20 protein-coding genes are annotated in these 24,163 nt (G+C 46.9%); 11 read left to right on the top strand and 9 right to left on the bottom strand.

Going from position 1 to position 24,163, the window contains the following annotated elements:
- Window positions 1-8: 8 nt before the first annotated feature.
- Window positions 9-1,907, top strand: a complete 1,899-nt coding sequence (locus DWX62_RS00860; RefSeq protein WP_005834695.1) for a RagB/SusD family nutrient uptake outer membrane protein — start codon at window positions 9-11, stop codon at window positions 1,905-1,907.
- An 87-nt stretch (window positions 1,908-1,994) separates the two neighbouring features.
- Window positions 1,995-3,506: a family 10 glycosylhydrolase gene (locus tag DWX62_RS00855; RefSeq protein WP_057097740.1), complete on the top strand. Its 1,512-nt coding sequence runs from the start codon at window positions 1,995-1,997 to the stop codon at window positions 3,504-3,506.
- A gap of 102 nt (window positions 3,507-3,608) precedes the next feature.
- Here the strand turns inward: DWX62_RS00855 and DWX62_RS00850 are convergent, their stop codons facing one another.
- Window positions 3,609-4,616 (bottom strand): aspartate-semialdehyde dehydrogenase, encoded by a 1,008-nt coding sequence (locus DWX62_RS00850; protein ID WP_117588722.1) that lies wholly within the window; start codon window positions 4,614-4,616, stop codon window positions 3,609-3,611.
- Window positions 4,617-4,770: 154 nt separating this feature from the next.
- On the opposite strand from DWX62_RS00850, the gene DWX62_RS00845 reads away from it, so the two are divergent.
- From DWX62_RS00845 to DWX62_RS00835, 3 genes are all read left to right on the top strand, one after another.
- On the top strand, window positions 4,771-6,900 hold the full coding sequence (locus tag DWX62_RS00845; RefSeq protein ID WP_117588712.1) for a cation:proton antiporter: 2,130 nt from the start codon (window positions 4,771-4,773) through the stop codon (window positions 6,898-6,900).
- Window positions 6,901-6,958: 58 nt separating this feature from the next.
- Window positions 6,959-7,669 carry a tRNA threonylcarbamoyladenosine dehydratase gene (locus DWX62_RS00840; protein WP_005834703.1) on the top strand — a complete coding sequence of 237 codons (711 nt, stop codon included), beginning with the start codon at window positions 6,959-6,961 and terminating at the stop codon, window positions 7,667-7,669.
- A gap of 64 nt (window positions 7,670-7,733) precedes the next feature.
- A complete protein-coding gene (locus DWX62_RS00835; RefSeq protein ID WP_008662818.1) occupies window positions 7,734-8,393 on the top strand; it encodes an ABC transporter ATP-binding protein in 660 nt (219 codons plus the stop codon).
- 2 nt (window positions 8,394-8,395) lie between these two features.
- On the opposite strand, the gene DWX62_RS00830 is transcribed toward DWX62_RS00835, so the two are convergent.
- The 3 genes from DWX62_RS00830 to DWX62_RS00820 form a co-directional block, all read right to left on the bottom strand.
- Window positions 8,396-10,720, bottom strand: a complete 2,325-nt coding sequence (locus DWX62_RS00830; protein ID WP_117588711.1) for a TonB-dependent receptor — start codon at window positions 10,718-10,720, stop codon at window positions 8,396-8,398.
- Window positions 10,721-10,844: 124 nt separating this feature from the next.
- The gene (locus DWX62_RS00825; protein ID WP_008662822.1) at window positions 10,845-11,795 is read right to left on the bottom strand and encodes a helix-hairpin-helix domain-containing protein; all 951 of its coding nucleotides are present in this window, start codon (window positions 11,793-11,795) and stop codon (window positions 10,845-10,847) included.
- Between the two features lie 6 nt (window positions 11,796-11,801).
- Window positions 11,802-13,169, bottom strand: a complete 1,368-nt coding sequence (locus DWX62_RS00820; RefSeq protein WP_005834711.1) for a sodium-dependent transporter — start codon at window positions 13,167-13,169, stop codon at window positions 11,802-11,804.
- Between the two features lie 103 nt (window positions 13,170-13,272).
- Between DWX62_RS00820 and DWX62_RS00815 the strand changes: the two genes are divergently transcribed.
- Window positions 13,273-13,656, top strand: a complete 384-nt coding sequence (locus DWX62_RS00815; RefSeq protein ID WP_005824913.1) for a VanZ family protein — start codon at window positions 13,273-13,275, stop codon at window positions 13,654-13,656.
- Window positions 13,657-13,658: 2 nt separating this feature from the next.
- Here DWX62_RS00815 and murF read toward each other — a convergent pair whose 3' ends face one another.
- Window positions 13,659-14,957: a UDP-N-acetylmuramoyl-tripeptide--D-alanyl-D-alanine ligase gene (gene murF, locus DWX62_RS00810; RefSeq protein WP_117588710.1), complete on the bottom strand. Its 1,299-nt coding sequence runs from the start codon at window positions 14,955-14,957 to the stop codon at window positions 13,659-13,661.
- Window positions 14,958-15,141: 184 nt separating this feature from the next.
- On the opposite strand from murF, the gene folP reads away from it, so the two are divergent.
- The 4 genes from folP (at window position 15,142) to DWX62_RS00790 (ending at window position 19,744) form a co-directional block, all read left to right on the top strand.
- The gene (gene folP, locus DWX62_RS00805; RefSeq protein WP_005834717.1) at window positions 15,142-15,993 is read left to right on the top strand and encodes a dihydropteroate synthase; all 852 of its coding nucleotides are present in this window, start codon (window positions 15,142-15,144) and stop codon (window positions 15,991-15,993) included.
- Window positions 15,994-16,019: 26 nt separating this feature from the next.
- Window positions 16,020-16,784, top strand: a complete 765-nt coding sequence (cdaA, locus tag DWX62_RS00800; RefSeq protein ID WP_005824908.1) for a diadenylate cyclase CdaA — start codon at window positions 16,020-16,022, stop codon at window positions 16,782-16,784.
- Window positions 16,785-16,863: 79 nt separating this feature from the next.
- Window positions 16,864-18,402 carry a TldD/PmbA family protein gene (locus tag DWX62_RS00795; RefSeq protein WP_120172524.1) on the top strand — a complete coding sequence of 513 codons (1,539 nt, stop codon included), beginning with the start codon at window positions 16,864-16,866 and terminating at the stop codon, window positions 18,400-18,402.
- A 22-nt stretch (window positions 18,403-18,424) separates the two neighbouring features.
- Window positions 18,425-19,744, top strand: a complete 1,320-nt coding sequence (locus tag DWX62_RS00790) for a TldD/PmbA family protein (protein WP_005834721.1) — start codon at window positions 18,425-18,427, stop codon at window positions 19,742-19,744.
- A 2-nt stretch (window positions 19,745-19,746) separates the two neighbouring features.
- Here the strand turns inward: DWX62_RS00790 and DWX62_RS00785 are convergent, their stop codons facing one another.
- The 4 genes from DWX62_RS00785 to DWX62_RS00770 are packed head-to-tail and all read right to left on the bottom strand — an operon-like array spanning window position 19,747 to window position 22,803.
- A complete protein-coding gene (locus DWX62_RS00785) occupies window positions 19,747-20,763 on the bottom strand; it encodes a GNAT family N-acetyltransferase (protein ID WP_098031843.1) in 1,017 nt (338 codons plus the stop codon).
- A gap of 42 nt (window positions 20,764-20,805) precedes the next feature.
- Window positions 20,806-21,720 carry a DUF2156 domain-containing protein gene (locus DWX62_RS00780; RefSeq protein WP_005824900.1) on the bottom strand — a complete coding sequence of 305 codons (915 nt, stop codon included), beginning with the start codon at window positions 21,718-21,720 and terminating at the stop codon, window positions 20,806-20,808.
- Window positions 21,721-21,772: 52 nt separating this feature from the next.
- The gene (locus tag DWX62_RS00775) at window positions 21,773-22,468 is read right to left on the bottom strand and encodes an LrgB family protein (RefSeq protein ID WP_005824898.1); all 696 of its coding nucleotides are present in this window, start codon (window positions 22,466-22,468) and stop codon (window positions 21,773-21,775) included.
- Window positions 22,465-22,803 carry a CidA/LrgA family protein gene (locus DWX62_RS00770; RefSeq protein ID WP_005824896.1) on the bottom strand — a complete coding sequence of 113 codons (339 nt, stop codon included), beginning with the start codon at window positions 22,801-22,803 and terminating at the stop codon, window positions 22,465-22,467. The genes DWX62_RS00775 and DWX62_RS00770 overlap by 4 nt, the downstream gene beginning before the upstream one ends.
- 322 nt (window positions 22,804-23,125) lie before the next feature.
- Here DWX62_RS00770 and pta point away from each other — a divergent pair, with 322 nt between their 5' ends.
- Window positions 23,126-24,145 (top strand): phosphate acetyltransferase, encoded by a 1,020-nt coding sequence (gene pta / locus DWX62_RS00760; protein WP_005824889.1) that lies wholly within the window; start codon window positions 23,126-23,128, stop codon window positions 24,143-24,145.
- Window positions 24,146-24,163 lie beyond the last annotated feature (18 nt).

Genomic DNA, 24,163 nt, shown 5'->3' with positions numbered 1-24,163 from the left:
TTGCAGTTATGAAAAAGAAAAATTTATTATACATCGTTTGTGCGTTGGCAATGGGCTCGCTCTGCGGTTGCGACGATTTTTTGAATAAAGACCCGCAGGACAAGCAGACCAATGACACTTATTGGCAGACTGAAACTTCTTTGCGTACTTATGCGCAAGACTTCTATTCTTCCTACTTTACAGGATATGGTACCGACTATACTGTTTTTGCCGGTTATTTCTCTGGAGATGACTATACGGATGATTTTATCAATCTGAATAATGCAAATACAAACGGTTCAGGATATATTTATTTCTCCACTTCTGCCACTACGGACTGGAATAGCCAGACAGGAACTTGGTCGGGCAATTATAGTGTTATTTATAAAGCCAATGTCATGCTTGAGAAGATTCCCGGAATGAATATTTCGGACGAAGCCAAGAGACACTGGGAAGGTATTGCACGCTATTTCCGTGCAATGGCCTATAGTACGCTGGCAAAGTATTATGGCGGTGTTCCTTACTACGATAAGGTGACAGACCCGGCAGACCCGGCTCTTTATAAAGACCGTGATTCTTATTTGTATGTAGCGCAGAAGATACAAGAGGATTTTCAATATGCATTGGATAATGTACGTACGGATGATACGAAGCGCCAAGTCAACAAATATGTGGTTGGTGCGTATATGTCACGCGAAATGCTGTATCATGCCACATGGCTGAAGTATCACGGTACTACTGTAGGTCCTACTTCAGAGAAGGTGGCGGATGGTGATATTAAGAACTTGCTGCAAGGAGCCATTAATGGTGCAGAGGTAGTGATGAACTCTGGTATCTATTCAATAGGCAATACCTATAATGCTTTGTTTACTACGGACGATTTGGCTAACAATCCGGAAGTCATCTGGTATCGTGAATATACAAGCGGTTTGCAGTGTAATGCTTTGATGTCCTACAATGGTCCGGAAGATCAGACTCAGGGTGGTGTGACGCAAGATGTAATCAACACTTATCTTTGTAGTGACGGTTTGCCGATAGGTCAGTCTCCGCTGTATCAAGGTAAGGAAGACCCGAGTATTCAGAAGTCATTTCAAGACCGTGACCCGCGTTTGTATCAAACAGTTGCCGACAGTCTTCGTATCATGAGCGCCATGGGGACAAATTATACCGAAGGTACATCACCAACGGGATATCCTACCAAAAAGTTCTTGAACGACGAGTGGTGGGTGGCTGGTCTGGATTATTGTACCGGTAGATTAAGTCCGGCTGATGCGCCGTGCATCCGCTATGCGGAAGTATTGCTGAACTATGTAGAGGCGCGTTATGAGATTGCCCAAGTGGGTGGTAACGCTTTCACTCAGAGTGACCTTGACAAGTCTATCAATGAACTCCGTGACCGTCAGCTGACGAAGTGGGGAGATACTGAAGCCAAGACAATGCCGAAAGTTCAACTGAATGGCGGCAACTTGAGTGTGAATGGAGTTGTTATCAATGACCCTGCCCGTGACCCTGATGTCAATCCGGTTTTGTGGGAAATCCGTCGTGAGCGTCGTATTGAGTTGATTATGGAAGGCCGTCGTGGTGAAGACCTCCGTCGTTGGGCCAAGTTTGAATACTTAAACTCAGAAGATGCAAATGGTTATCCTGCCATGTCTTTCCTGGGTGCTTATGTCAATATGGCCGATTATCCGGAAATATCTTCAAAAGATGATTCCGGCAAGAGAGTGCTCTATCTGTTCGACCCGGAGAATCCGGGTAATGAGGATACTGAAAAAGGGTATATTTATTATCTTCGTGAAAAGGAACTTCGTATATTCAAGGCTGGTGAATTGAATTCGGAACGCTACTATTTGCGTGCCATACCGGCTGCACAGTTGACTATTTATGAGAATAAAGGTCAGGTATTGACTCAGAATCCAGGTTGGTGACAAAGTTATTTTAATTGTTGAATAAACGAGGGTGTGTCTTCATTTGAGGTACACCCTTTTGTTCTAATTATAAAAAAATAGTCAGAAATGCGATTAAAAAGGATCCTTTTATTTGGGGGCGTTTGTCTTTTCGTTTTATCCATACAAGCGCAGTCACTTTCCTCATCTTTACATCCTAAGCGTGAATTTAGGGCAGCATGGATACAAACAGTACATGGGCATTTTCGTGATATGCCTACGAGGCAGTTGCAGGATACTTTGCTTGTTATGTTGGATTCTCTGCGGCAGGTTGGCATGAATGCTGTTATTTTTCAGGTTCGCCCGGAAGCGGATACATTTTATTCTTCGGAGTTAGAGCCATGGAGCCGTTTCCTCACTGGGGAGCAAGGGAAAAAGCCGGAACCGGAATGGGATCCTATGCGCTTTATGATCGAGGAATGTCATCGGAGGGCTATGGAGTTTCATGCCTGGATTAATCCTTATCGGGTAAAGAATAAGTTGGATGATGAATTGGCATCTACACACATCTATAATCGGCATCCAGAGTGGTTTGTTGTTTACGGTGACCAACTTTTTTTTGATCCAGCGTTGCCTGAAAGTCGCGAGCATATATGTAGGGTTGTGGGTGATATTGTGAGGCGTTATGATATAGATGCTATCCACATGGATGATTATTTTTATCCTTATCCGATTAAGGGACAAGATTTCCCAGATAATGAGAGCTTTATTCGTTATGGTGAGAATTTTACCGATAAAGGAGATTGGAGGCGTAATAATGTAAATTTGCTGATTGAAAAAGTACATAAAACTATACGGGAGATTAAACCGTGGGTGAAGTTTGGTATCTCTCCGTTTGCCATTTATCGGAATGCTACTACTGATCCACTCGGTAGTAGGACGGGTAGTCTTCAAAACTATGATGATTTGTATGCTGATGTGCTTTTATGGCTTCGTGAGGGTTGGGTGGATTATAATATTCCTCAGCTTTACTGGGAAATAGGGCATCCGCGGGCAGATTATAAAGAACTCGTAGAATGGTGGGCGAGACATGCAGAAGAGCGTCCTTTGTTCATAGGGCAATCGGTGGAAAATTCAGTACGAAATGTTGACCCCAATAATCCGGCCTTTAGTCAGCTGGGGTGTAAGATGATGTTACAGCGTTCTTTTCCCGAGATAGGAGGTAGTTGTCAATGGTCGGCTTTTACTTTACTGGCAGATACAGCTGGGTATCGTGAACGTTTGAAACGGGAGTATCATAAGTATCCTGCATTGCCACCCGTGTTTACTTTTATAGATAACCAAGCACCGGGAAAAGTGCGCAAACTCACAGCTTTGTGGGTGAACGGTGAATATATGCTTCAGTGGCATGAGCCGAAGTATAAGAGTGAAATGGATCGCGCTGTGCAATATGTGGTTTATCGTTTTACTTCCAATGAAAAAATAGATCTTGATGATCCTTTAAATATTGTATCCATCGTATGCGACAACTTTTATAGATTGCCTTATAAAGATGGGGAAACGGAATATCGTTATGTAGTGACAGCTCTTGACCGTTTACATAATGAATCCGCTCCCATGATGAGCCTTGTGAAATTATAGACGGAGATTGCTCAAGTAGTGAGAAATTTTTGAGGGTACTGAAAATATGAATAATTTATACTTTCAGTACCCTCAAATAATTTTATGTGGTAATCCTCGAACTTACAGTGCCTTTTCCTTAATCAGGTATTCTGCAATCTGCACGGCATTCAGTGCAGCGCCTTTCTTAATCTGGTCGCCCACAATCCAGAACGTCAATCCGTTTTCGTTGCTGAGGTCCTTACGGATACGACCTACGTAAACCGGGTCTTTGCCCGCGAGGAACAACGGCATGGGGTATTCCTTTTCTGCCGGGTTGTCCATCAACACTAGTCCGTCGCCTTTGGCAAATGCTTCACGGGCTTCTTCGATGGAGATAGGACGCTCGGTCTCTACCCAGATACTTTCGGAGTGGGAGCGGAGAGCGGGAACACGTACGCAGGTAGCGCTGACTTTTACATCAGAGTGCATAATCTTGCGGGTCTCGTTGAACATCTTCATCTCCTCTTTGGTATAACCGTTGTCGGTGAATATGTCGATTTGCGGAATGAGGTTGAATGCCAGCTGGTAAGCGAATTTCTCAACGGTTACGGGTTCGCCTGCCAATACCTGGCGGTACTGCTCGTACAACTCATCCATGGCAGCGGCGCCCGCACCACTGGCAGCCTGATAGGTAGAAACGTGTACGGTCTTTATATGGGAAAGCTGTTCGATGGCTTTCAGTGCCACTACCATTTGGATAGTCGTACAGTTAGGGTTGGCAATGATACCGAGAGGACGTTCTTTGGCGTCGGCGGCATTCACTTCGGGCACTACCAAAGGTACATTGTCGTTCATACGGTAAGCGCTGGAATTGTCAATCATCACTGCTCCGTACTTGGTAATGGTTTCGGCAAATTCTTTGGAGGTGCCTGCGCCTGCGGAAGTGAAAGCGATATCAACCCCTTTAAAGTCATCATTGTGTTGCAAGAGTTTCACCTCGATCTGTTTACCGCGGAAGGTATATTTGGTTCCGGCACTGCGTTTAGAACCGAACAATACTAACTCGTCCAACGGGAAATTTCTTTCATCGAGCACTCGCAGGAACTCTTGTCCCACGGCTCCGCTTGCTCCAACAATAGCTACTTTCATTTTTCTTTTGTTTTAAATTAAGTTTATAAAAAAGTGAAATACTATCTCTAAAAAGATAGAATTGGTCGCAAATTTATAACAAAATGCTGTATAACACCGCATAAAGTGAAAAGTTTTTCGTTATTTTGCATTCAAAACCTAAAACTTATAGCCTATGGATTGGTTTGACTTCAGCTTGAAACTTCCCATCACCGACCCTACATGGATATTCCTCCTTGTACTCCTCATTATATTGTTTGCTCCCATATTGTTGAATAAGCTTCGTATTCCGCACATTATCGGAATGATACTGGCGGGGCTTGTCATTGGGGAGCATGGTTTCAATATCTTGGTGCGTGATAGCAGTTTTGAGCTTTTCGGCAAAGTAGGCTTGTATTACATTATGTTCCTTGCCGGTCTGGAAATGAATATGGGAGACTTCAAACAGAACCGGGGCAAAGCGCTTGTTCTGGGGCTCTTGGCTTTTATTGTGCCCATAGGCATAGGCTTGGTAACGAATATAGCTTTGTTGAAGTACGGGGTACTGACCTCTGTCCTACTGGCAAGTATGTATGCATCGCATACACTGGTGGCCTATCCCATCGTGATTCGTTACGGTGTGTCGCGGCATCGCAGTGTGAGTATTGCAGTGGGGGGGACGGCGGTTACGGATACACTCACTTTGCTGGTCCTGGCCGTTGTGGGTGGTATGTTCAAGGGGGAGTCGGACGGCTTCTTCTGGGTATGGCTTGTCATAAAGGTTATCTTCCTGGGTATTTTGATTGTATATCTGTTTCCACGCATAGGCCGTTGGTTCTTCCGGAGGTACGATGACAACGTGATGCAGTTCATATTTGTGCTTGCCATGGTTTTCCTCGGAGCCGGATTGATGGAGTTTGTGGGGATGGAAGGTATCCTGGGTGCTTTCCTTGCAGGTTTGGTTTTGAACCGGCTGATTCCGCATGTCTCTCCGTTGATGAACCATCTGGAGTTTGTGGGCAACGCCTTGTTTATTCCCTATTTCCTGATAGGTGTGGGTATGCTGATTGATGTGCACGTGATTTTCGGTCATGGCGATGCTCTGAAAGTAGCGGCTGTAATGATTGTGGTGGCATTGGCAGGTAAATGGATTGCCTGCTGGCTGACGCAGAAAATATATAAGATGGGAGGGATTGAACGGGAGCTGATGTACGGATTGAGCAATGCACAAGCAGCGGCAACGCTGGCGGCTGTGTTGGTGGGATACAACATCATTCTGCCCAATGAGGAACGCTTGCTGAACGATGATGTTTTGAATGGTACTGTCCTGCTGATTCTTGTAACTTGCATTGTGAGCTCGTTCATTACGGAGCGTGCCGCACGGAAGATTGCCATGGAGGAGGCGCATCTGGAAGAAAACCGCTCCGTGGAAGCGGAGAAGATATTGATTCCGATAGCCAACCCCGATACGATTGAAGACTTGATAAATCTTTCTTTGGTGATACGCGACCCGAAGCAACGGGATAATCTGTTGGCACTGAATGTCATCAACGATGATAGTAGCTCTGAAAGTGCCGAACTACGCGGGAAACGCTATCTGGAAAAGGCTGCCATGATAACGGCCTCGGCAGATGTGCCGTTGAGGCAAATCACGCGTTACGACTTGAATATCGCTTCGGGCATTATCCATACAGCAAAAGAATATGCGGCAACGGATGTCATTATAGGTCTGCACCGTAAAGTCAATATTGTGGATTCATTCTTCGGTATGCTGACGGAGAATCTGCTGAAGGGCTTGCATCGCGAGGTGATGGTTTCCAAGTTCCTGATGCCCATTAACACAATTAGGCGGGTGATTGTGGCGGTACCTCCGAAAGCCGAGTATGAGGCGGGATTCCTGAAGTGGGTGGAACATTTCTGCCGGTTGGGGAGTACTTTGGGCTGTCGGGTGCATTTTTATGCCAATGAAGAGACTACCGCCCATCTTCAAGGGCTGGTGAAAGCCAAATATGGACAGACATTGACAGACTTTTCCCGCCTGGACGACTGGGGAGACCTGCTGATACTGACCGGACAAGTGAATTTCGACCATCTGCTGGTCATCATCAGCGCCCGCCGCGGCTCCATCTCCTATGACAGCTCCTTCGAGAAGCTACCGGCACAAATCAGCAAGTACTTTGCAAATAACAGCCTGATAGTACTCTATCCCGACCAACTGGGCGAGCCGCAGGATGCGGTATCCTTCTCCAACCCGCGTGGCAACAACGAGTCGCAGCACTACGAGAAGGTAGGCAAATGGTTCTATAAATGGTTCAAGAAGAATTGACGATTGACAATTGATAATTGACAAAAATCTGTGTAAATCCGTGTAATCTGTGGTGAAAATGGAAGATTGGCAACAACGAACGCAACTTTTATTAGGAGATGAAAAAATGGAACGCCTGCGCCGGGCACATGTACTTGTCGTAGGACTGGGTGGTGTAGGTGCTTATGCGGCCGAGATGATATGCCGTGCCGGAGTGGGGCGGATGACGATTGTCGATGCCGATACCGTGCAGCCTACGAATATAAACCGTCAGTTGCCGGCTCTGCATTCTACCCTGGGGCAAAAGAAGGCGGAGATATTGGCATCACGTTTCAGGGACATTAATCCGGCTCTGGAACTGAGAGTGTTGCCCGTATTCTTGAAAGATGAGAACATACCGGAACTGCTGGATGATGCGGCTTATGACTTTGTGGTGGATGCCATCGATACGCTTGCTCCAAAATGCCACTTGATAGCGGAAAGCATGAAGCGGCATATCAAGATAGTGTCCAGCATGGGGGCAGGAGCAAAGAGTGACATTTCGCAAGTGCGCTTTGCCGATATCTGGGATACCTATCATTGCGGGTTGAGCAAGGCTGTGCGTAAGCGTCTGCAAAAAATGGGCATAAAGCGGAAACTTCCAGTTGTTTTCAGCACCGAACAGGCTGATCCGAATGCCGTTTTGCTGACGGACGACGAGATGAACAAGAAGTCCACCTGTGGAACAGTGAGCTACATGCCCGCAGTTTTTGGCTGCTATTTGGCCGAATATGTAATTAAAAGACTATAGTAATAGCACTTGAAAGAAAACTATCAAATAGTAAATAGTAAATTGTCAAATTGTAAATAGCCTAGTGATTCATTTAGAGAATATAACGAAGAGTTTCGGTAACCTGCAAGTGTTGCGGGGTATTGACCTGGAGATAGAGAAAGGGGAGATTGTCAGCATTGTAGGCCCCAGTGGAGCGGGTAAAACTACCTTGCTGCAAATCATGGGTACGTTGGATATGCCGGATGGCGGTTCGGTGGTTATTGACGGTACACAAGTCAACCGTATGAGGGAGAAGGAACTTTCCGCATTCCGCAACCGCCATATCGGCTTTGTGTTCCAGTTCCATCAACTGCTGCCGGAGTTTACGGCTTTGGAGAATGTAATGATACCAGCCTTCATTGCCGGAAGAGGACAGCAGGAAGCCAAGGAGGCGGCTACGGAAATTCTTGAATTCATGGGGCTTGCCGAACGGGCCTCCCACAAGCCGAATGAGTTGTCGGGAGGTGAGAAGCAGCGTGTGGCGGTGGCCCGTGCTCTCATCAATCATCCAGCAGTGGTGCTGGCAGATGAACCTTCCGGCAGCTTGGATACCCATAATAAGGAAGAACTGCACCAGCTCTTTTTTGATTTACGTAACCGTTTCGGACAAACGTTTGTTATCGTAACCCATGATGAAGGACTGGCGCAGCTCACCGACCGGACGATACATCTGATTGACGGGGAAATCAATAAAATGGTCTGAGCCTATTTCCCCGTGCCCATTACTCCCGAGTCATTGTCACTGTTGTTTACCTTCCGCTGTGCTGTCTTGAAACTGCGGCCGAACGAGAAGTTGTAGGAAAAGTTCACCAGGAACATGCGGGAGCTTTCTTTTATATAATTATTTGTCTTGTAGGATGCGAATTTATTCCAGTTTTCGCTTTGTACTTTATAGTTGTCGGTGAAAGGATTGAATGCACCGACTCCTACCCGAAGATTCTTATGCTTGTAATATACAGCTAACATCTGGATGTTTTCTCCTCCCGAGAGGGTTTCTCCCCAGAAATTGTTCCAATTGGTGTTTATCTGCCAGAACAGAGAGAACTGTTTGTAGTTTAATGAGGCTTCTGCCTCACAAAACCAGTTGGTGTAGGTATGTGAGTAGTGATTGCCATGGCTCATGTAATGGTTGACACCGCCCGTAAAAGAAAATTGCAGAATGTCGCGGATGGGTCCTACGCGGAGCATGGCACGTCCGGAGAGTTTCTGCCAATCCTTCTGATTGTCCCAAGTCTGCACTATTTTGTTGCCTTCTTGAATCTTTTCGTCCATAATGGCATTGGGACGATAGTCATAGGCTCCCCATAGATTGGTATAAAAGATGCCTTTTTTCCATTCGTAAGTCAGTTCCGTATGATAGCACATATATGATTTCAGATGCGGGTTGCCACGACGTATCTGGAATGAGTCCACTGCTTGCTCCACATCGCTGAGGTCGCCCAATGAAGGAGAAGCGTTATAGATGTTTCCCTTCCAGCGGAGGTAGGAGTTGTCTGACATGGCATAGTGCAGAACGATACTCGGGTTGAAACTGTAGTTCTCGGTAGATTTGTCCTTGCCGCTCTGATTATAGTAGAAACGAGTCATGGCCACTCCCAGCCGGTAGTTTAGTTTGTCTATCTTTCCACGGTATTCTCCGAATATGTATGTGTTTCCTTGGTGCATATTGGTTTCATAATAATGCCCGTTTCTGTATTCATTGTTAGAGTAGGACTGTGTATGGCTCAGACCGAAGCTCAATGCGTTCCCCTTGGAATATTGCTTCTCATAAATGGCCTCGGCAATCAGGGAGTATTTGTTGCCTCGGATATTGTTGTCAATATCGGTCAATATGTTCCCCGGGGTGCTTTCTTGGTAGAGCCGCTGCGATTTTTCCCGATTGTAGGTGCCTACTACATTGAATACCAGGGTTTGCTTGTTTTTCAGATTCTGTTGGTAGTACAAATCCAGTGAGGGACGTGTCCAGCTCTGGTCGGTACGGTCGGTCATGTCTACCACGTCCGTTTCATCATTGGCATTATAGAGAGTTCCTTTATAATCCCAGTGTGGCTGATTGTTTCCTCGAAGGCGGAAGGTGGCGCTGAAAAGGGAATTCTCAGAAGCCTGCAAACTATAATTTACGTTTAGGTTGTGCTGGCACATGGTTGCCTTGCTGGGCTCTCCTTTCTCCAGGCGTCTGAGTGTAGTGCCGTCTGCCAGGTGGAATTCTTCTTCATTGTCGCGGTACATGCCGTTAAAATCCCGCGGTCCCATGTAATAGGAGAAGCCGAATTCTGATTTTTTGTGGTTTACTTTGCCGTACAGATTATAGTTTCCCCACATCGTGTTCAACCCTTGGGAAATGTCGGCACCGAAGTTTCCGCCCGTTTTAGGTCGGCGCACTATGTAGTCCAAAACGACTTCGGCATTACCGTAGCGCAGTCCCGGATTGTCATGGTACTCTATACGTATAATGTCGGCAGGGCGAATGGCTTTTATCTCGTCTATTTCGGCTTTGACTCCATTGATGCGTAATTGCAGTTCTCCACCGCCGGACAATCCAATCTCATTGTTCATGGGGTTGACCAGAATACGTGGCAGCATCAGTTCCTGCAACAGATTCACTCCGTTTGTGGAAGTTTTCATTTGTCTTTCGGATGGGAAAACCAGTTTGCGGTCTGCACGGCTGATTTGGCTGGAGCCGGTGATAGTCACTCCTTCCAGTGCGATAGAAGCACTGTCTAATACGATTGGTCCAAGGTCGGTATGGCGCTTTACTCCATTGAGGGTGATGTATCCGGTATTATACCCGATGCTGGAAAGAACAAGTCTGTAATCTCCGGTAGCCGTGTTCTTGAAGATGAATTCTCCTTCTGGACTTGTGGTCACACCGGCGACAAAAGTAGAGTCGATGGTCTGTAATACCACATTGACATACTCTATACTCTTGTCGGAAGCATCGCGGACGGTTCCTTTTATTTCTATTTTTTGAGCAAAAGCATTCTGTGCCATACTGCCCAGCAGCATGGTTATAATCATTAATTTTTTCATATTGATACGATGGTTCTAATCCTTATTGCAGTAGGCCTTCCTGTTTTTAGGGTGTTTCTGCTTGTTAGACGAAATGACTGGTGAAAAGGTTGCATCAGACATTGAAAAATGTTGCATGATGCTGTTATTCAAAGCAAACGTAGTGACTGATTTTCTCCAAATCGGTATCGGAGAATTCCTCGTAAAGTGCAAAAGGTTTCAGACTATGAAGGTCGCCTTTCTTCTTCCGGTATTCTACAAAGGCCTTTGCCTGGTAGAAGTTGATGTAAGGATGGTGGCGCAGCCTCTCTATGCTACTACGGTTCAGGTTGATGAGGTGGATGGCCCGGGTGTCGATGGAAAACCAGGACTGCAATTGGGTGGTGTCCAAATGGATTTCTTGTAATTGCGTGATGTTGTAGAATCCTCCCAAGCGTTGCCGATAACCGATGATTAGACGGGCAATGCCACTACCGATGCCTGGTATTTTCTTCAGTTCTGTGGTGTCGGCGCGGTTCAGGTCGACAAGGGTCCCAGACGGATATTTTTCCGGTGCAATTCGGAAAGTAACGGCGCTGTCATTGCTTGCAGGAGAGCTGTATAACTGGACGGTTCTTGTTTCTGTGTCTTCCGGAGTGATGTGGATATAGGGTAGGAGTGTCTGATATTGTTTTTCTGTCATTCCATATATTTTCCGGAAATCTTCTGCCTTATGGAACTTCCCTCCTTTACTACGGTAGCGGAGTATGTTCCGCGCCATCCATCCGGGCAGTCCCAGTCGGCAAAAAATGACGGAGTCGGCGATATTGGGATTGAAACGGGCCAAGGAGACGGTTGTCGGTTGTTTTTGGGAGGAAGGTTTAAGTCTGTTGTCCCATTTTTGTTCCTTTTCTTGTATGGATGCGATGAACGATTCGTATTCTGCCATGGCAGTGGCCTGCCGCCGGATTACTTCATCGGAGAGGGGGCGGTTCTCTCTTTGGTATATATAAATATACCCGGAGAGAAAGACGAGAATAATGCCGGTAATCAAAACCAGTATTCCGCGCCTTTCTCCCCGGGAGAAATAAAGGAATTCTTTAAAGGGGTTCTGCATGATGGCCTATTTCAGAAAACCCAGTTCATTGATAAAAATCAGTGCAATTCCTATCGGAGCAATATATTTCAGGATGAATATCAATAGCTTGTAGACGGATACTTTCAGAGTGCCATTGTTGCTGACTTCTTCCCATACGATTTTCTTGTCCAGATACCAGCCTATGAAGATGGAAATGAAGAAACCGCCTAACGGTAGCATTAGCTTGGCCGTTACAAAGTCGAACAAATCGAATAGGTTTAGCCCGAATACGGTATAGCTTTTGCCGATACCGAGAGACAGTGAGCAGAATACTCCTAAGAAAATACAGCCCGCTGTCACGTATCTGGCTGCCTTGCTGCGTGAGAACTTGAACTCTTCATGTAGATAGGCAGTTACCACTTCGTGCAGGGAAATGGTGGAAGTAAGTGCTGCCAATGCCAGTAGGATATAGAACATCAGAGACAGCAGTATCGCCAGCCAGGGAATATTGCCGAACGCTTGCTGAAAGACATTAGGTAAGGTGATGAATAGCAGACTAGGACCCGCATCCGGTTTGATGCCTACAGAGAAGGCGGCAGGGAAGATGATGAATCCTGCCAAAATGGCTACCATGGTGTCGATAGCCGCCACGTTGAGTGCCGTTTTGGGCAGGTTCGTATCATTGCGGAAGTAAGAAGCGTATGTACAGAGACATCCCATCCCCAAGCTCAAGGAGAAAAATGCCTGGCCCATGGCTCCAAGGAACACATTGCCGTCCACTTTGCTGAAGTCCGGTTTCAACAGGAATTCAATGCCTGCTCCTGCTCCGGGCAGGGATATGGAGCAGATGGCAAGGATTATCAATAGGACAAATAGCATTGGCATCATGATTTTGGCTGATTTTTCAATACCTTTTTCCACTCCTTTGACAATGATGAGATGGGTGGCCAGCAGGAACAGCACCAGCCAGATGACCGGACGCCAGGGGTTGCTGACAAAGCTGTTGAAGGATGCGATGAAATCGGCTGCCGACTTCCCGGCAAAACTGTTGGTAGCCGCTTCGCCGATAAACTCAAGCGTCCATCCTGCCACAACGGAGTAATATCCCAGAATAAGGAATCCGGCCAGTACGCCCATACGTCCTACCCAGCGCCAATGCGTGCCGGGTGCCAATTTCTGATAAGCCCTTGCCGTATTGGCACGCGAGCGCCTGCCGATGAGGAATTCTGCAATCATGATGGGGATGCCGAGAATGAGCACGCAAACCAAGTATACAAGGATAAATGCCGCACCTCCGTGATTCCCGGTCTCAAACGGGAAACGCCAGATATTGCCTAAACCGACTGCGGAGCCTGCCGAGGCAAGTATGACGCCTAATTTGCTTCCGAAGTTGGCTCTGTCACTTTTTGTCATAAAACGTAGATTTTTCTTTCAATTCGTTATTAATACCAGCTAAAACATGCAAATATAGAAAATGTTCTGTACTTTTGCGCACAGTTCGTTGATAATTTGGTATATGCTATATTATATTAAGAAATATCCGGTGTCGCTTTTTATTATTCTGACGGTGATTTATCTTTCATTCTTTAAACCGCCTTCTACAGAAATAAGCAAGATTCCCAATATAGACAAGGTGGTGCATATCTGTATGTATTTCGGCATGTCAGGAATGCTGTGGCTGGAGTTTCTTCGCGCTCACCGGAGAGACAACGCCCCTTTATGGCATGCATGGGCAGGGGCGTTTGTCTGTCCCGTTTTGTTCAGCGGAATGGTGGAGTTGCTGCAAGAATACTGCACGACATACCGTGGCGGAGACTGGCTGGATTTTGCGGCCAATACCACGGGAGCGGTGCTTGCATCAATGGTCGGCTATTTTATTTTAAGGCCAAGGATGAAATAGGATTATAAGTATTCAACTGTGGAACTTAGCTTGATGCCGTTCGACCCTTTTATCAGAATAGTTTTCCCACAAGGTTTCTCCCTTTGCAGCTCTGCGATGAGTGCGGTCACATCGGGATAACTCTGATAAGGGTGGCGTGTGGCGGCAAACAATTCCCCTACAAGAACTACATCCTTGAATCCGCATTCTTCCAGATAGTCTGCAATCTTCTGGTGCTCGTCGGCACTGTCTTTACCCAACTCCCGCATATCTCCCAATATCAACATTTTGTTTTCGGCCTGCATGTTCCGAAAGTTACTAATGGAAGCCATCATGCTTGTGGGATTGGCATTATAGGCATCGATAATCAGAGTGTTGTCCGCTGTTTTTTTCAGTTGTGAACGGTTGTTTTGCGGGGTATATCCGGCCAGTGCCTTGTCTATTTTCTCCGGTTCCACACCAAAAAAATGTCCGATGGTGACAGCTGCCAGAGCATTGGGGAAGTTATATTCACCGATAAGCCGGGTTTGTACTTCGTGATATTTGCTTTCGTTGTCCGTTTTCCACTCGAAGGTGAGGTAAGGAGAATTGCCGGTGACGTGTCCGTTGATGTACAGCCCGTCCTCACTGCCGTAGGCAATCTGGTGGAGTCCGTAGGCTATCTTTTTCAAGTAGGGGTTGTCGTTATGGATAAAGATGGTAGCTTCTTTCCGCGTCCGCAGATAGTCGTACATCTCTCCTTTGGTCTTGATGATTCCTTCAAAAGAGCCGAATCCCTCCAGATGGGCTTTTCCTACGTTGGTAATGATCCCGTAGTCAGGTTCGGCTATCTCTACCAGCTCCTTGATGTCTCCCGGGTGGCTGGCACCCATTTCCACCACGGCAAGGTCGTGTTCAGGGCGCAGGCGAAGCAAGGTGAGGGGAACACCGATGTGATTGTTCAAATTTCCCAAGGTATAGAGCACGTTGTGAGTTTGCGAAAGTACGGTGGACATCAGTTCCTTGGTAGTAGTCTTTCCGTTTGTACCCGTAATGCCGATGATGGGTGTACGCATCTGCCGACGGTGGTAATTGGCAAGTTGTTGCAAGGTTTTCAAGCTGTTTTCCACCACGATGTATCGTGTATCGCCTTCAGGGGCATAGGCTTCTTCGTCCACTATGGCATAAGCACTTCCGCTTTCCAGCGCCCGGGCGGCAAAGGCATTTCCGTTGAACGACTCGCCTTTCAGCGCAATGAATAAAGAGCCTTGGGGGCAGTTACGGCTGTCAGTAGTGACACTGGTGCATGTTAGGAATATCTGATGTATAGCTGTTATATCCATGACTTTATAATTAAATCAATCTGTGTGAATCTGTGTAATCTGTGGTAAACCATCGTGCAAAGATATAGTTTTAATCCTCTCCCTTCCCGGGTACAAGCAAAAAACTTATCAGTTTTATGAGTTTATGTATTTTGAAACCACTTTTTTGTTTACATTTGCAGGTACTATATAGAACAGACTGCCTATGGAAATTACAACTGCCCGATATATAAATGTCAACGGTTCGCTGCTCGACCTCTCTCAACCCCGTGTCATGGGCATACTGAACGTTACTCCCGATTCCTTTTATGCCGGTAGCCGTACACAGACAGAGGCGGAAATAGTACGCCGGGTGAAACAGATAGTTTCGGAGGGAGCGGCCATTATTGACATAGGCGCTTACTCTTCCCGTCCTAATGCCGACAATGTCTCTGCCAGGGAGGAGATGGAACGGTTGCGTATGGGCCTGAAAATACTTTTTGAGATACAGCCGGATGCTGTGGTGTCAGTAGACACTTTTAGGGCGGATGTGGCAAGAATGTGTGTGGAGGAGTATGGTGTTGCCATCATCAATGATATTGCGGCCGGTGAGATGGATGCGAATATGTTCCATACCGTTGCGGCATTGAACGTACCTTATATTATGATGCACATGCAAGGCACTCCGCAAAGTATGCAGCAGCATCCTCATTACGACAATCTTCTGAAAGAGGTTTTCTTGTATTTTGCGCGCAAGGTGCAGCAATTACGTGACTTAGGTGTAAAAGACATCATTCTGGACCCCGGTTTCGGCTTTGGAAAGACAATGGAGCATAACTATGAATTGCTGTCCCATCTGGAAGAGTTCCGTATTTTTGAGTTGCCTTTGCTGGTAGGCGTTTCACGTAAATCGATGATATACCGCTTGTTGGACATTACTCCTCAGGAGGCGCTGAATGGTACTACGGTGCTCGATACCATCTGTTTGCTGAAAGGTGCTGACATCCTCCGCGTACACGACGTGAAAGAAGCCGTGGAAACCGTACGGATTGTGCAAGCCATGCGAAATAATTCCTAATCCCTAACCCCTAATCATTCAATATCGTGTTTTTTGAATTTGGAATAAAAGATTTTATAGATATTCTGTTAGTGGCTTTCTTGCTGTACTATACGTATAAGCTGATGAAAGCCTCCGGCTCTATCAATGTGTTTACGGGTATCCTGGTGTTTATCCTGATATGGCTGGTGGTGTCGCAGGTGCTGGAGATGAAATTGCTCGGCTCCATCTTCGACAAGCTGGTCAGTGTGGGCGTGCTGGCGCTTATCATTTTGTTTCAGGACGAGATACGGCGCTTCTTGCTGACACTCGGTTCGCATCAGCATGCCAGTGCGCTGGTACGCTTCTTCACCGGCAATAAGAAAGAGAAGTTGGAACATGACGACATCATGCCGGTGGTAATGGCATGTATCAGCATGGGGAAGCAGAAGGTTGGTGCCTTGATTGTCATTGAACATAATTTGCCTTTGGATGATGTGGTGCGTACGGGAGAAATTATCAATGCCGATATAAACCAGCGTCTGATTGAGAATATTTTCTTTAAGAACAGTCCGTTGCACGATGGAGCGATGGTTATCAGTAAGAAACGTATCAAAGCGGCGGGATGTATCCTGCCTGTTTCCCATAATCTGGACATTCCTAAGGAACTGGGGCTGAGGCATCGTGCTGCCATGGGAATTTCCCAGGTGTCTGATGCGCATGCCATCATTGTATCGGAGGAGACCGGAGGTATTTCAGTGGCTTACAAAGGACAATTCTATCTGCGTCTGAATGCAGAGGAATTGGAAAGTTTGTTAACAAAGGAAAGCTAAGGTGTGACAAAATCTCCTATTTTTACGTCATATAACTATGATATAAAAAACAATATCTTATAACTAATAACTGAAAAGGATGGATAGACGAAATTTCTTACGGACGGGAAGTCTGGCGATGTTAGGTTCGCTGGCAGTACCCTCGTTGGCTATGCCTGCGTCAGTACGCGGAGCTTTAGGAGGAGCAGATAATCAGTCTGCCGTAGCTTCGGCAATGGTTCACTTCGGTGTGACGGAGGCTGACTTGAAGAAAGTGATGGCTGCCGCTCTGGAAAAAGGCGGCGATTATGCCGACCTTTATTTTGAACACACATTTAATAATAGTGTGGTTCTGATGGACGGTAAAGTAAACAATTGTGGAGCCAACATTGACTTCGGTATGGGCGTGCGCGTATTAGCAGGCGACCAGACTGGCTATGCCTATGTAGAAGGCGTGACCGTAGAAGAAATGCTGCGTGCTGCCCGTACGGCTGCCCGTATAGCTTCTTCGGGTAAGGCCGGAAAGCCTGTGGGGCTGACGGAGAAGACGATTGCCAAAAGCCGTTATGCCGTCACCGAACCTTGGGAAGACGTGAGCCTTAAGGCAAAGATTCCTTATCTGGAGAAACTGAACGAAAAGATTTTTTCTCTGGACAACCGGGTGCGCAAGGTCCAGGCGTCTCTTGTAGACAGTACTTCTCATGTCTTATTCTGTAACTCAGAGGGCGTGAGCTACTATGATTACCGCCCAATGGTCTCTTTCATGGCCGTGTGTATTATGGAAGAGAATGGAAAAATGGAGAACGGTTATGCCGGTCGTTCTTACCGCAAAGGGTTTGAATTCATGACGGACGATATTGTGGATACCCTTGCGCGTGAAGCTGTGGATAAGACCTCCATCTTGTTCAAGGCAGTGAAGCCCAAAGGCGGTGAAATGCCTGTCGTGATGGGAGCGGGTGGTTCGGGCATCTTGTTACACGAAGCCATAGGACATGCTTTTGAGGCTGACTTTAACCGTAAGCGTACTTCCATCTTCTGCGACTTGTTTGGCAAGAAGGTGTGCAACGAGCATATCAATGTGGTGGATGATGGTACCATTGCCTTCAACCGCGGAGCCGTGAACTTTGACGATGAGGGTGTGGAAGGCCAGAAGACCTATATTGTGAAAGAAGGTATCCTGACCAGCTATCTGCACGACCGCATCAGTGCCAAGCATTACGGGGTGGCTCCTACCGGAAACGGACGTCGCGATACTTTCCGTAATACTCCTATCCCCCGTATGCGTGCCACTTATATGGAAGCCGGCAATATGAAGGAAGCGGACATTATCTCCACCGTGAAGAAAGGTATCTATTGTGACCAGTTTACCAATGGCCAGGTGCAAATCGGTGCCGGAGACTTTACCTTCTTTGTGAAGTCGGGTTACTTGATTGAGGATGGCAAGTTGACGCAGCCCGTCAAGGATATAAATATCATCGGTAATGGTCCGAAAGCATTGGCTGACATCACGATGGTGGCAAATAACGATAAGATTGACAACGGTACTTGGACCTGTGGTAAAGACGGTCAGTCTTGTCCCGTTACCTGCGGTATGCCATCGGCACTAGTCAGCAAGCTGACTGTAGGAGGAGAAAGTTAATTATCAACTATCAATTAAAGACATGATTACAGACGACAATAAGAAATTGGCACAATGGGCAATGGAATATGCCTTGAAGAACGGTTGCCAGGCAGCCAAACTGGTGCTATATACAAATTCTAATTCTTCTTTTGAACTGCGTGACGGCAAAATGGACCGTTTGCAGCAGTCTACGGAGAATGGTTTGGGATTGAATCTTTATGTGGACGGACGTTTCGGCTCTTTTTCCACCAATCGGCTGGATAAGAAAGAATTGGAAACTCTTATCACGAATGGTATAGAGTCTACCCGCTATCTGGCGGTGGATGAGTCGCGTATGCTGGCCGACCCTGCACGCTACTATAAAGGAGGCAAGCCTGACTTGCAGCTTTTTGACAAGAAACTCTATGAAGTCAACCCGGATGATAAAGTGGCGATTGCACGTGCTGCTGCAGAGGAGGTATTGGGCAAGGATGAGCGTATCATTTCGGTTGATTCTTCTTATAGTGATGGCGAGGGTTCTTCCTATCGTTTGATAAGCAACGGATTTGAAGGCGAGTCGAAGAGTACCTGGTTCTCTGTCTCAGCCAGTGTATCCATTAAGGGAGAAGGCGAAGCTCGCCCTCAGGATTACTGGTACGACTCGGCTCTGTTCTATGATAAATTGACGAAGACGGGAATCGGTGCCAAGGCATTGGAACGCGTATTGCGCAAGCTGGGACAGAAGAAAGCAAAGTCGGGTAAATATACAATGGTGGTTGACCCTATGAATGTGGGAAACCTGCTCAGTCCGATGCTAAGTGCATTGTATGGCAGTGCTTTGCAACAAAAGAACTCCTTCCTGATGGATAAGCTGGATACGAAAGTGGCTTCCGACCTCTTCACGTTGCGTGACGAGCCGCATGCTATCGGTGCAAACGGTTCACGCTATTTCGATAATGAGGGTGTGGCTACCGAACCCCGCACTGTTTTTGACAAAGGCGTGCTGAAAACTTATTTCATCGATACCTACAATGGTAAGAAGATGGATATAGCTCCTACTATCAGTGCACCTTCACGTCTAATTCTGACACCGGGCGATAAGGACCTGAACGGATTGGTTGCAGATATTAAACAAGGCATCTTGGTTACGGGCTTCAATGGCGGTAACAGCAATAGCAGTACCGGTGACTTCTCTTATGGTATAGAGGGTTTCCTTATTGAAGACGGCAAGCTGACACAGCCCGTCAACGAAATGAATGTGACGGGTAACATGGTTACTTTATGGAATTCCTTGGTTGCTGTGGGCAATGACCCTCAACCGAACCGTTCATGGCAGATTCCTTCGCTGGTATTTGAGGGAGTCGACTTCAGCGGATTATAATGCTAGTTCAACATCAGGCTCATATATGGGCTTGATGTTGCAAATATTTTTTCGGTGAGTTCACCGATTGTAAGTGCCAAGTGGCTGCCCGGCAGACGCTTGGCACTATTCATATATTTACCATTGTTCAGGTAGTAGTAGCCGTTATTGGCACTGACCTGCTCATCGGTGAGATGAATGCTGAGTTCCAGTTCCGGATGGGCCGTAGCATAGAGTTGCAGCATGGTTTTGGCATTGATGATGCGTGCCATGCCCAAAAGTTGGCTTTCACCGGTAGCGGGAGGAGTGAGAACCCGGATGGACGGGAGATTCAGGCTTTGGCAGATATGTTGAAGCAGTAAAGTTTTTGTAGCGGGAGTATCCGACACGATTTCTCCAATGCGCCAGTTGGCTTTCCCTATCGGATAGGTAATGGCCAAAGCCGTGATTTCCTCCCCATTGCTCAATGTGCAAACGAAGCCCTGCCCCAGTTGTAAATCGGCAATGATAACCTGAAAATCCTCTTCCGTATGCTGAATGCAGCAAGGGCGCTCCCGCAATTTCCGGTCGAGATATTCATATCTTTTTTCAGTATATTCGGCAGACATTTCCAAAGTAAGGCCCGTATCGGCTGCCGGTGTGCCGGAAGCGATAAAAGTCTCTTCGGCATAGCGGAATACGGGTGCATAACCACTGCGGGCATAGTAGTCGAACAGCCACGGCTCTGCCGGTATCAAGGTGGATAAGGCGACATTATTGTGTAGCATCCGTGCAAAGGCTTGTGATAACAGCTCGTGCATTACGCCCCGGTTACGGTAATCAGGGTGTGTGCAGGCGCCGGATATATAGGCCGTATGAATATCTTCTCCTTCGAACGTCATAGGATAAGGCAACATCTGTAGGGCGGCAATCACTTCTTCGCCGCTTTGGATGGCAATATTGATATCATTGTTGTAGCGGAGCCGAAAATACAGTTCAGTAAATTCCTCGCTATCATTGAAACAGAGCTTCCATAAGTTCTTTACCTTTTCCCGTATCATCAATCCCTTATCCTTTTAATCCTTAATCTCTAATCCTTACTCTCACCATTTGATAGCTTCCACCGGTTCATCTTTCAGGCATGCCACGTATTTTTCCAGAATAATGGCAGGCTGGTACGAAAGTTTGGCCTTGCGCAATCCTTCAATACCCAAATCCTCTTCACGGTTGAGGTAGACATATTGTTCGGGGATATGGTTGGCAAATTCATAGTTAATCATTGCGTACGCTCCGTCTATGCTGGTGTCGGCCTTTTCCACATGTACTCCGAAGGTATCTTGGTTGATGGGCATTCCGAAAGTGAAGGCGGCAATTTTGCCGTCTACATGCAGGATGCCTCCGGTCAATCCCAGTTCTTCAAAATTGTGGAGGGCGTAGACCAGTGCGCGACGTTCGTTGCCCGTTCCTTCATGCTGGTCGCAGTTGTTGGCCTTACACCATTCGGCTTCCAGGTCCAGACATTCCTGGATGCGGTCGGGAGTGATGGGAGTATATTCGTAATTATAGGTGCGTTTGAATTTGTTGACATGATTCCGTTTGGACTGGAATTTCTTTCCGGCAAGCGTGGCGAGGTCTGTACGCAGATAGAGGTAATCGGCATAGTCCCGGTCTGCTGTGAACTGGAATTTTCCGGGCATGAAGGCTTCCAGTTCCGAGCACATGCCCGAACATATTCCCAGCAGGCAGAAAGGTTCCCCTTCCCGGTGTGCGTCTTCGACCAGTGCGTCCAGTACTTTTGTCAAATCTCCGTTACCTATCGGCATCATGTACACCAGTTCATCGTTTGCCCAGAATTTCAGCAGGAGGAAGCCGTCCATGATGGCAAACTTTGTATTGTATAGAAAACGCCAGCTGCATAGGTTGGAGAATGAGAGGTCACAATTCCGTCGCGGACTGTTCTGTGTATAGGAAGTAATCAGTTCTTTGTCTTGTAATTCGATATCTTTAAATGAAATCATACGTTGTTTTTAGTTGGTTATGATTATAGATAACAAAAATAAGAAGATTTTGTTAGAGTAGCCCTAATAATCGCAGAATAGTTGGGGTCAGCAATGCAGTGAAAATACCGTTCAGGGTCAGGCCGAGGCTGGCGAATGCGCCGTATTTGCGGCTGATGTCCATGGCTGTGGAAGTTCCTACCGCGTGGGCGGCGGCTCCCAAGGAAAGGCCTTGTGCCATAGGACTGCCGATGTGGGTCAGTTTCATGGTCTTGAAGCCCAGTATTCCTCCCAGCAAGCCTACACAGACCACTACGGCGGCGGTAAGTGAGGGAATGCCGCCCAGCGACTTAGTTACTTCCATGGCTATCGGCGTAGTGACCGACTTGGGCGCCAGGGAGTAGATAATCTCGTCGGAAGCCCCCATCAATTTAGCTATCAGCACGACAGAGATAACTCCCACAATGCAGCCGGCAAGTTGTGACAGCATGATGGGGAGCAGCTGTTTCTTAATCGTTTCCAATTGGAGGTATAGGGGGACTCCCAGGGCTACAACAGCGGGTTTCAGCCAGAATTCTATCAGATGTCCTCCTTCATTGTAGGTCTCATAACTGATATGTGTCATCTTCAGGAAGACAATGAGGATGGCAATTGTCAGCAGGATGGGGTTCAGCAACATGATGCCGGTCTTTTTCTGCAGGAGTTTGGCCAGAAAGAAAATCCCGAAGGTGACAGCCAATAGGAAAAATTCGTTTTCTAAAAAGTTCATTTGATTTTACGTGTTAGTTGATGAACCCATCCGGTGACTACAATCACCAGCAGGGTGCTGATTATGGAAGCGGTCACTATCGGCCAGAACTCGGAGGCGATGACATCGAAGTAAAGCATGAGAGCTACACCGGGCGGTACGAAGAAGAAGCCCAGGTTGGCAACCAGGAAGTCGGACATACCCTGCACCCAGTGCAGTTTAATCCAACCCAATTTCAAGAATAGGGTGAGCAACAGCATACCGATGATGCTGGAAGGTAACTTGATACCCGTAAAGAAAACAATCAGTTCACCCAAAGCTAAGCATCCGAAAAGGATGGCGCATTGACGAATCATATTATTATAATACCTATTGTTATACGTTGAAAACGCTGCAAAGGTAGGTATTCTATGTATTGCTTGTTATCGTTGTATCCTGATTTTTTTTATGTCGTTTGTAGAGTCGGGCGGGTTGTTCCTGCCGGACGGGTAATTGTTTGTTGCAGAGGGGCACGTGTGCGTACACATGAATGCTGGGAATACCTAATGTTAAATATTATAATAATTATGGTCTGAACGGTAAAAAGACCGATGTTTGCAATGTAGATATTGCAAAATTGTGTACTTTTGCGGCGTGAATAACACATACTGCCGATTCTTAATAGACAATTAAAATATCATGCAAAGATTAATTAACGAAATTGTTGAGCGTGCCAAAGCAAACCGCCAACGAATTGTTCTTCCCGAGGGTACGGAAGAGCGTACACTGAAAGCTGCCAATCAAATCCTGACTGACGGAGTAGCCGACTTGATTATCCTTGGAAAACCTGCCGAGATAGAGGCTTGTGCCAAAGAGTGGGGGCTGGGAAATATAAACAAAGCTACCATTATCGACCCGGAAGACCATCCTAAGAAAGAAGAATATGCCCAACTGCTTTGCGAGCTCCGCAAAAAGAAAGGCATGACCATCGAAGAGGCTCGCAAGTTGGTTGTCGATCCGCTTTATCTGGGCTGCCTGATTATAAAGAACGGCGACGCTGACGGCCAGTTGGCAGGTGCACGCAACACTACGGGTAATGTACTTCGCCCTGCTTTGCAGATTATCAAGACTTCCCCGGGCATCACTTGCGTTTCGGGTGCCATGCTGCTGCTGACACATGCTCCTGAATATGGAAAGAACGGTATCCTGGTGATGGGTGACGTGGCTGTGACTCCGGTGCCCGATGCAGAACAATTGGCACAGATTGCCGTATGTACGGCACGTACAGCCCAGGCAGTTGCCGGTCTCGACCCGAAAGTTGCCATGCTGAGCTTCTCTACCAAGGGCTCTGCCAAGCACGAAGTGGTGGATAAAGTGGTTGAGGCATTGAAGATTGCCAAGGAGATGGCTCCCGATATTGCCATCGACGGTGAGTTGCAGGCCGATGCAGCTTTGGTGCCGGAAGTAGGTGCAAGCAAGGCTCCGGGTTCTTCTATCGCCGGACATGCTAACGTATTGGTTGTCCCCAGCCTCGAAGTGGGCAACATCTCCTACAAACTGGTGCAACGTCTGGGACATGCTGATGCCGTAGGACCTATCCTACAAGGTATCGCCCGTCCGGTGAACGACCTTTCACGCGGTTGCTCCATCGAGGATGTGTATCGCATGATTGCCATCACTGCCAATCAGGCCATTGCTGCCAAAAAGAATGCTGAATAACTTTTAAATCTGATATAT

This window comes from Bacteroides sp. AF20-13LB, assembly GCF_003603065.1.
Lineage (GTDB): Bacteria > Bacteroidota > Bacteroidia > Bacteroidales > Bacteroidaceae > Bacteroides > Bacteroides uniformis.
Note: the sequence above shows the minus strand (reverse complement) of the source record. Positions and strands in the feature narration are given on the sequence as shown.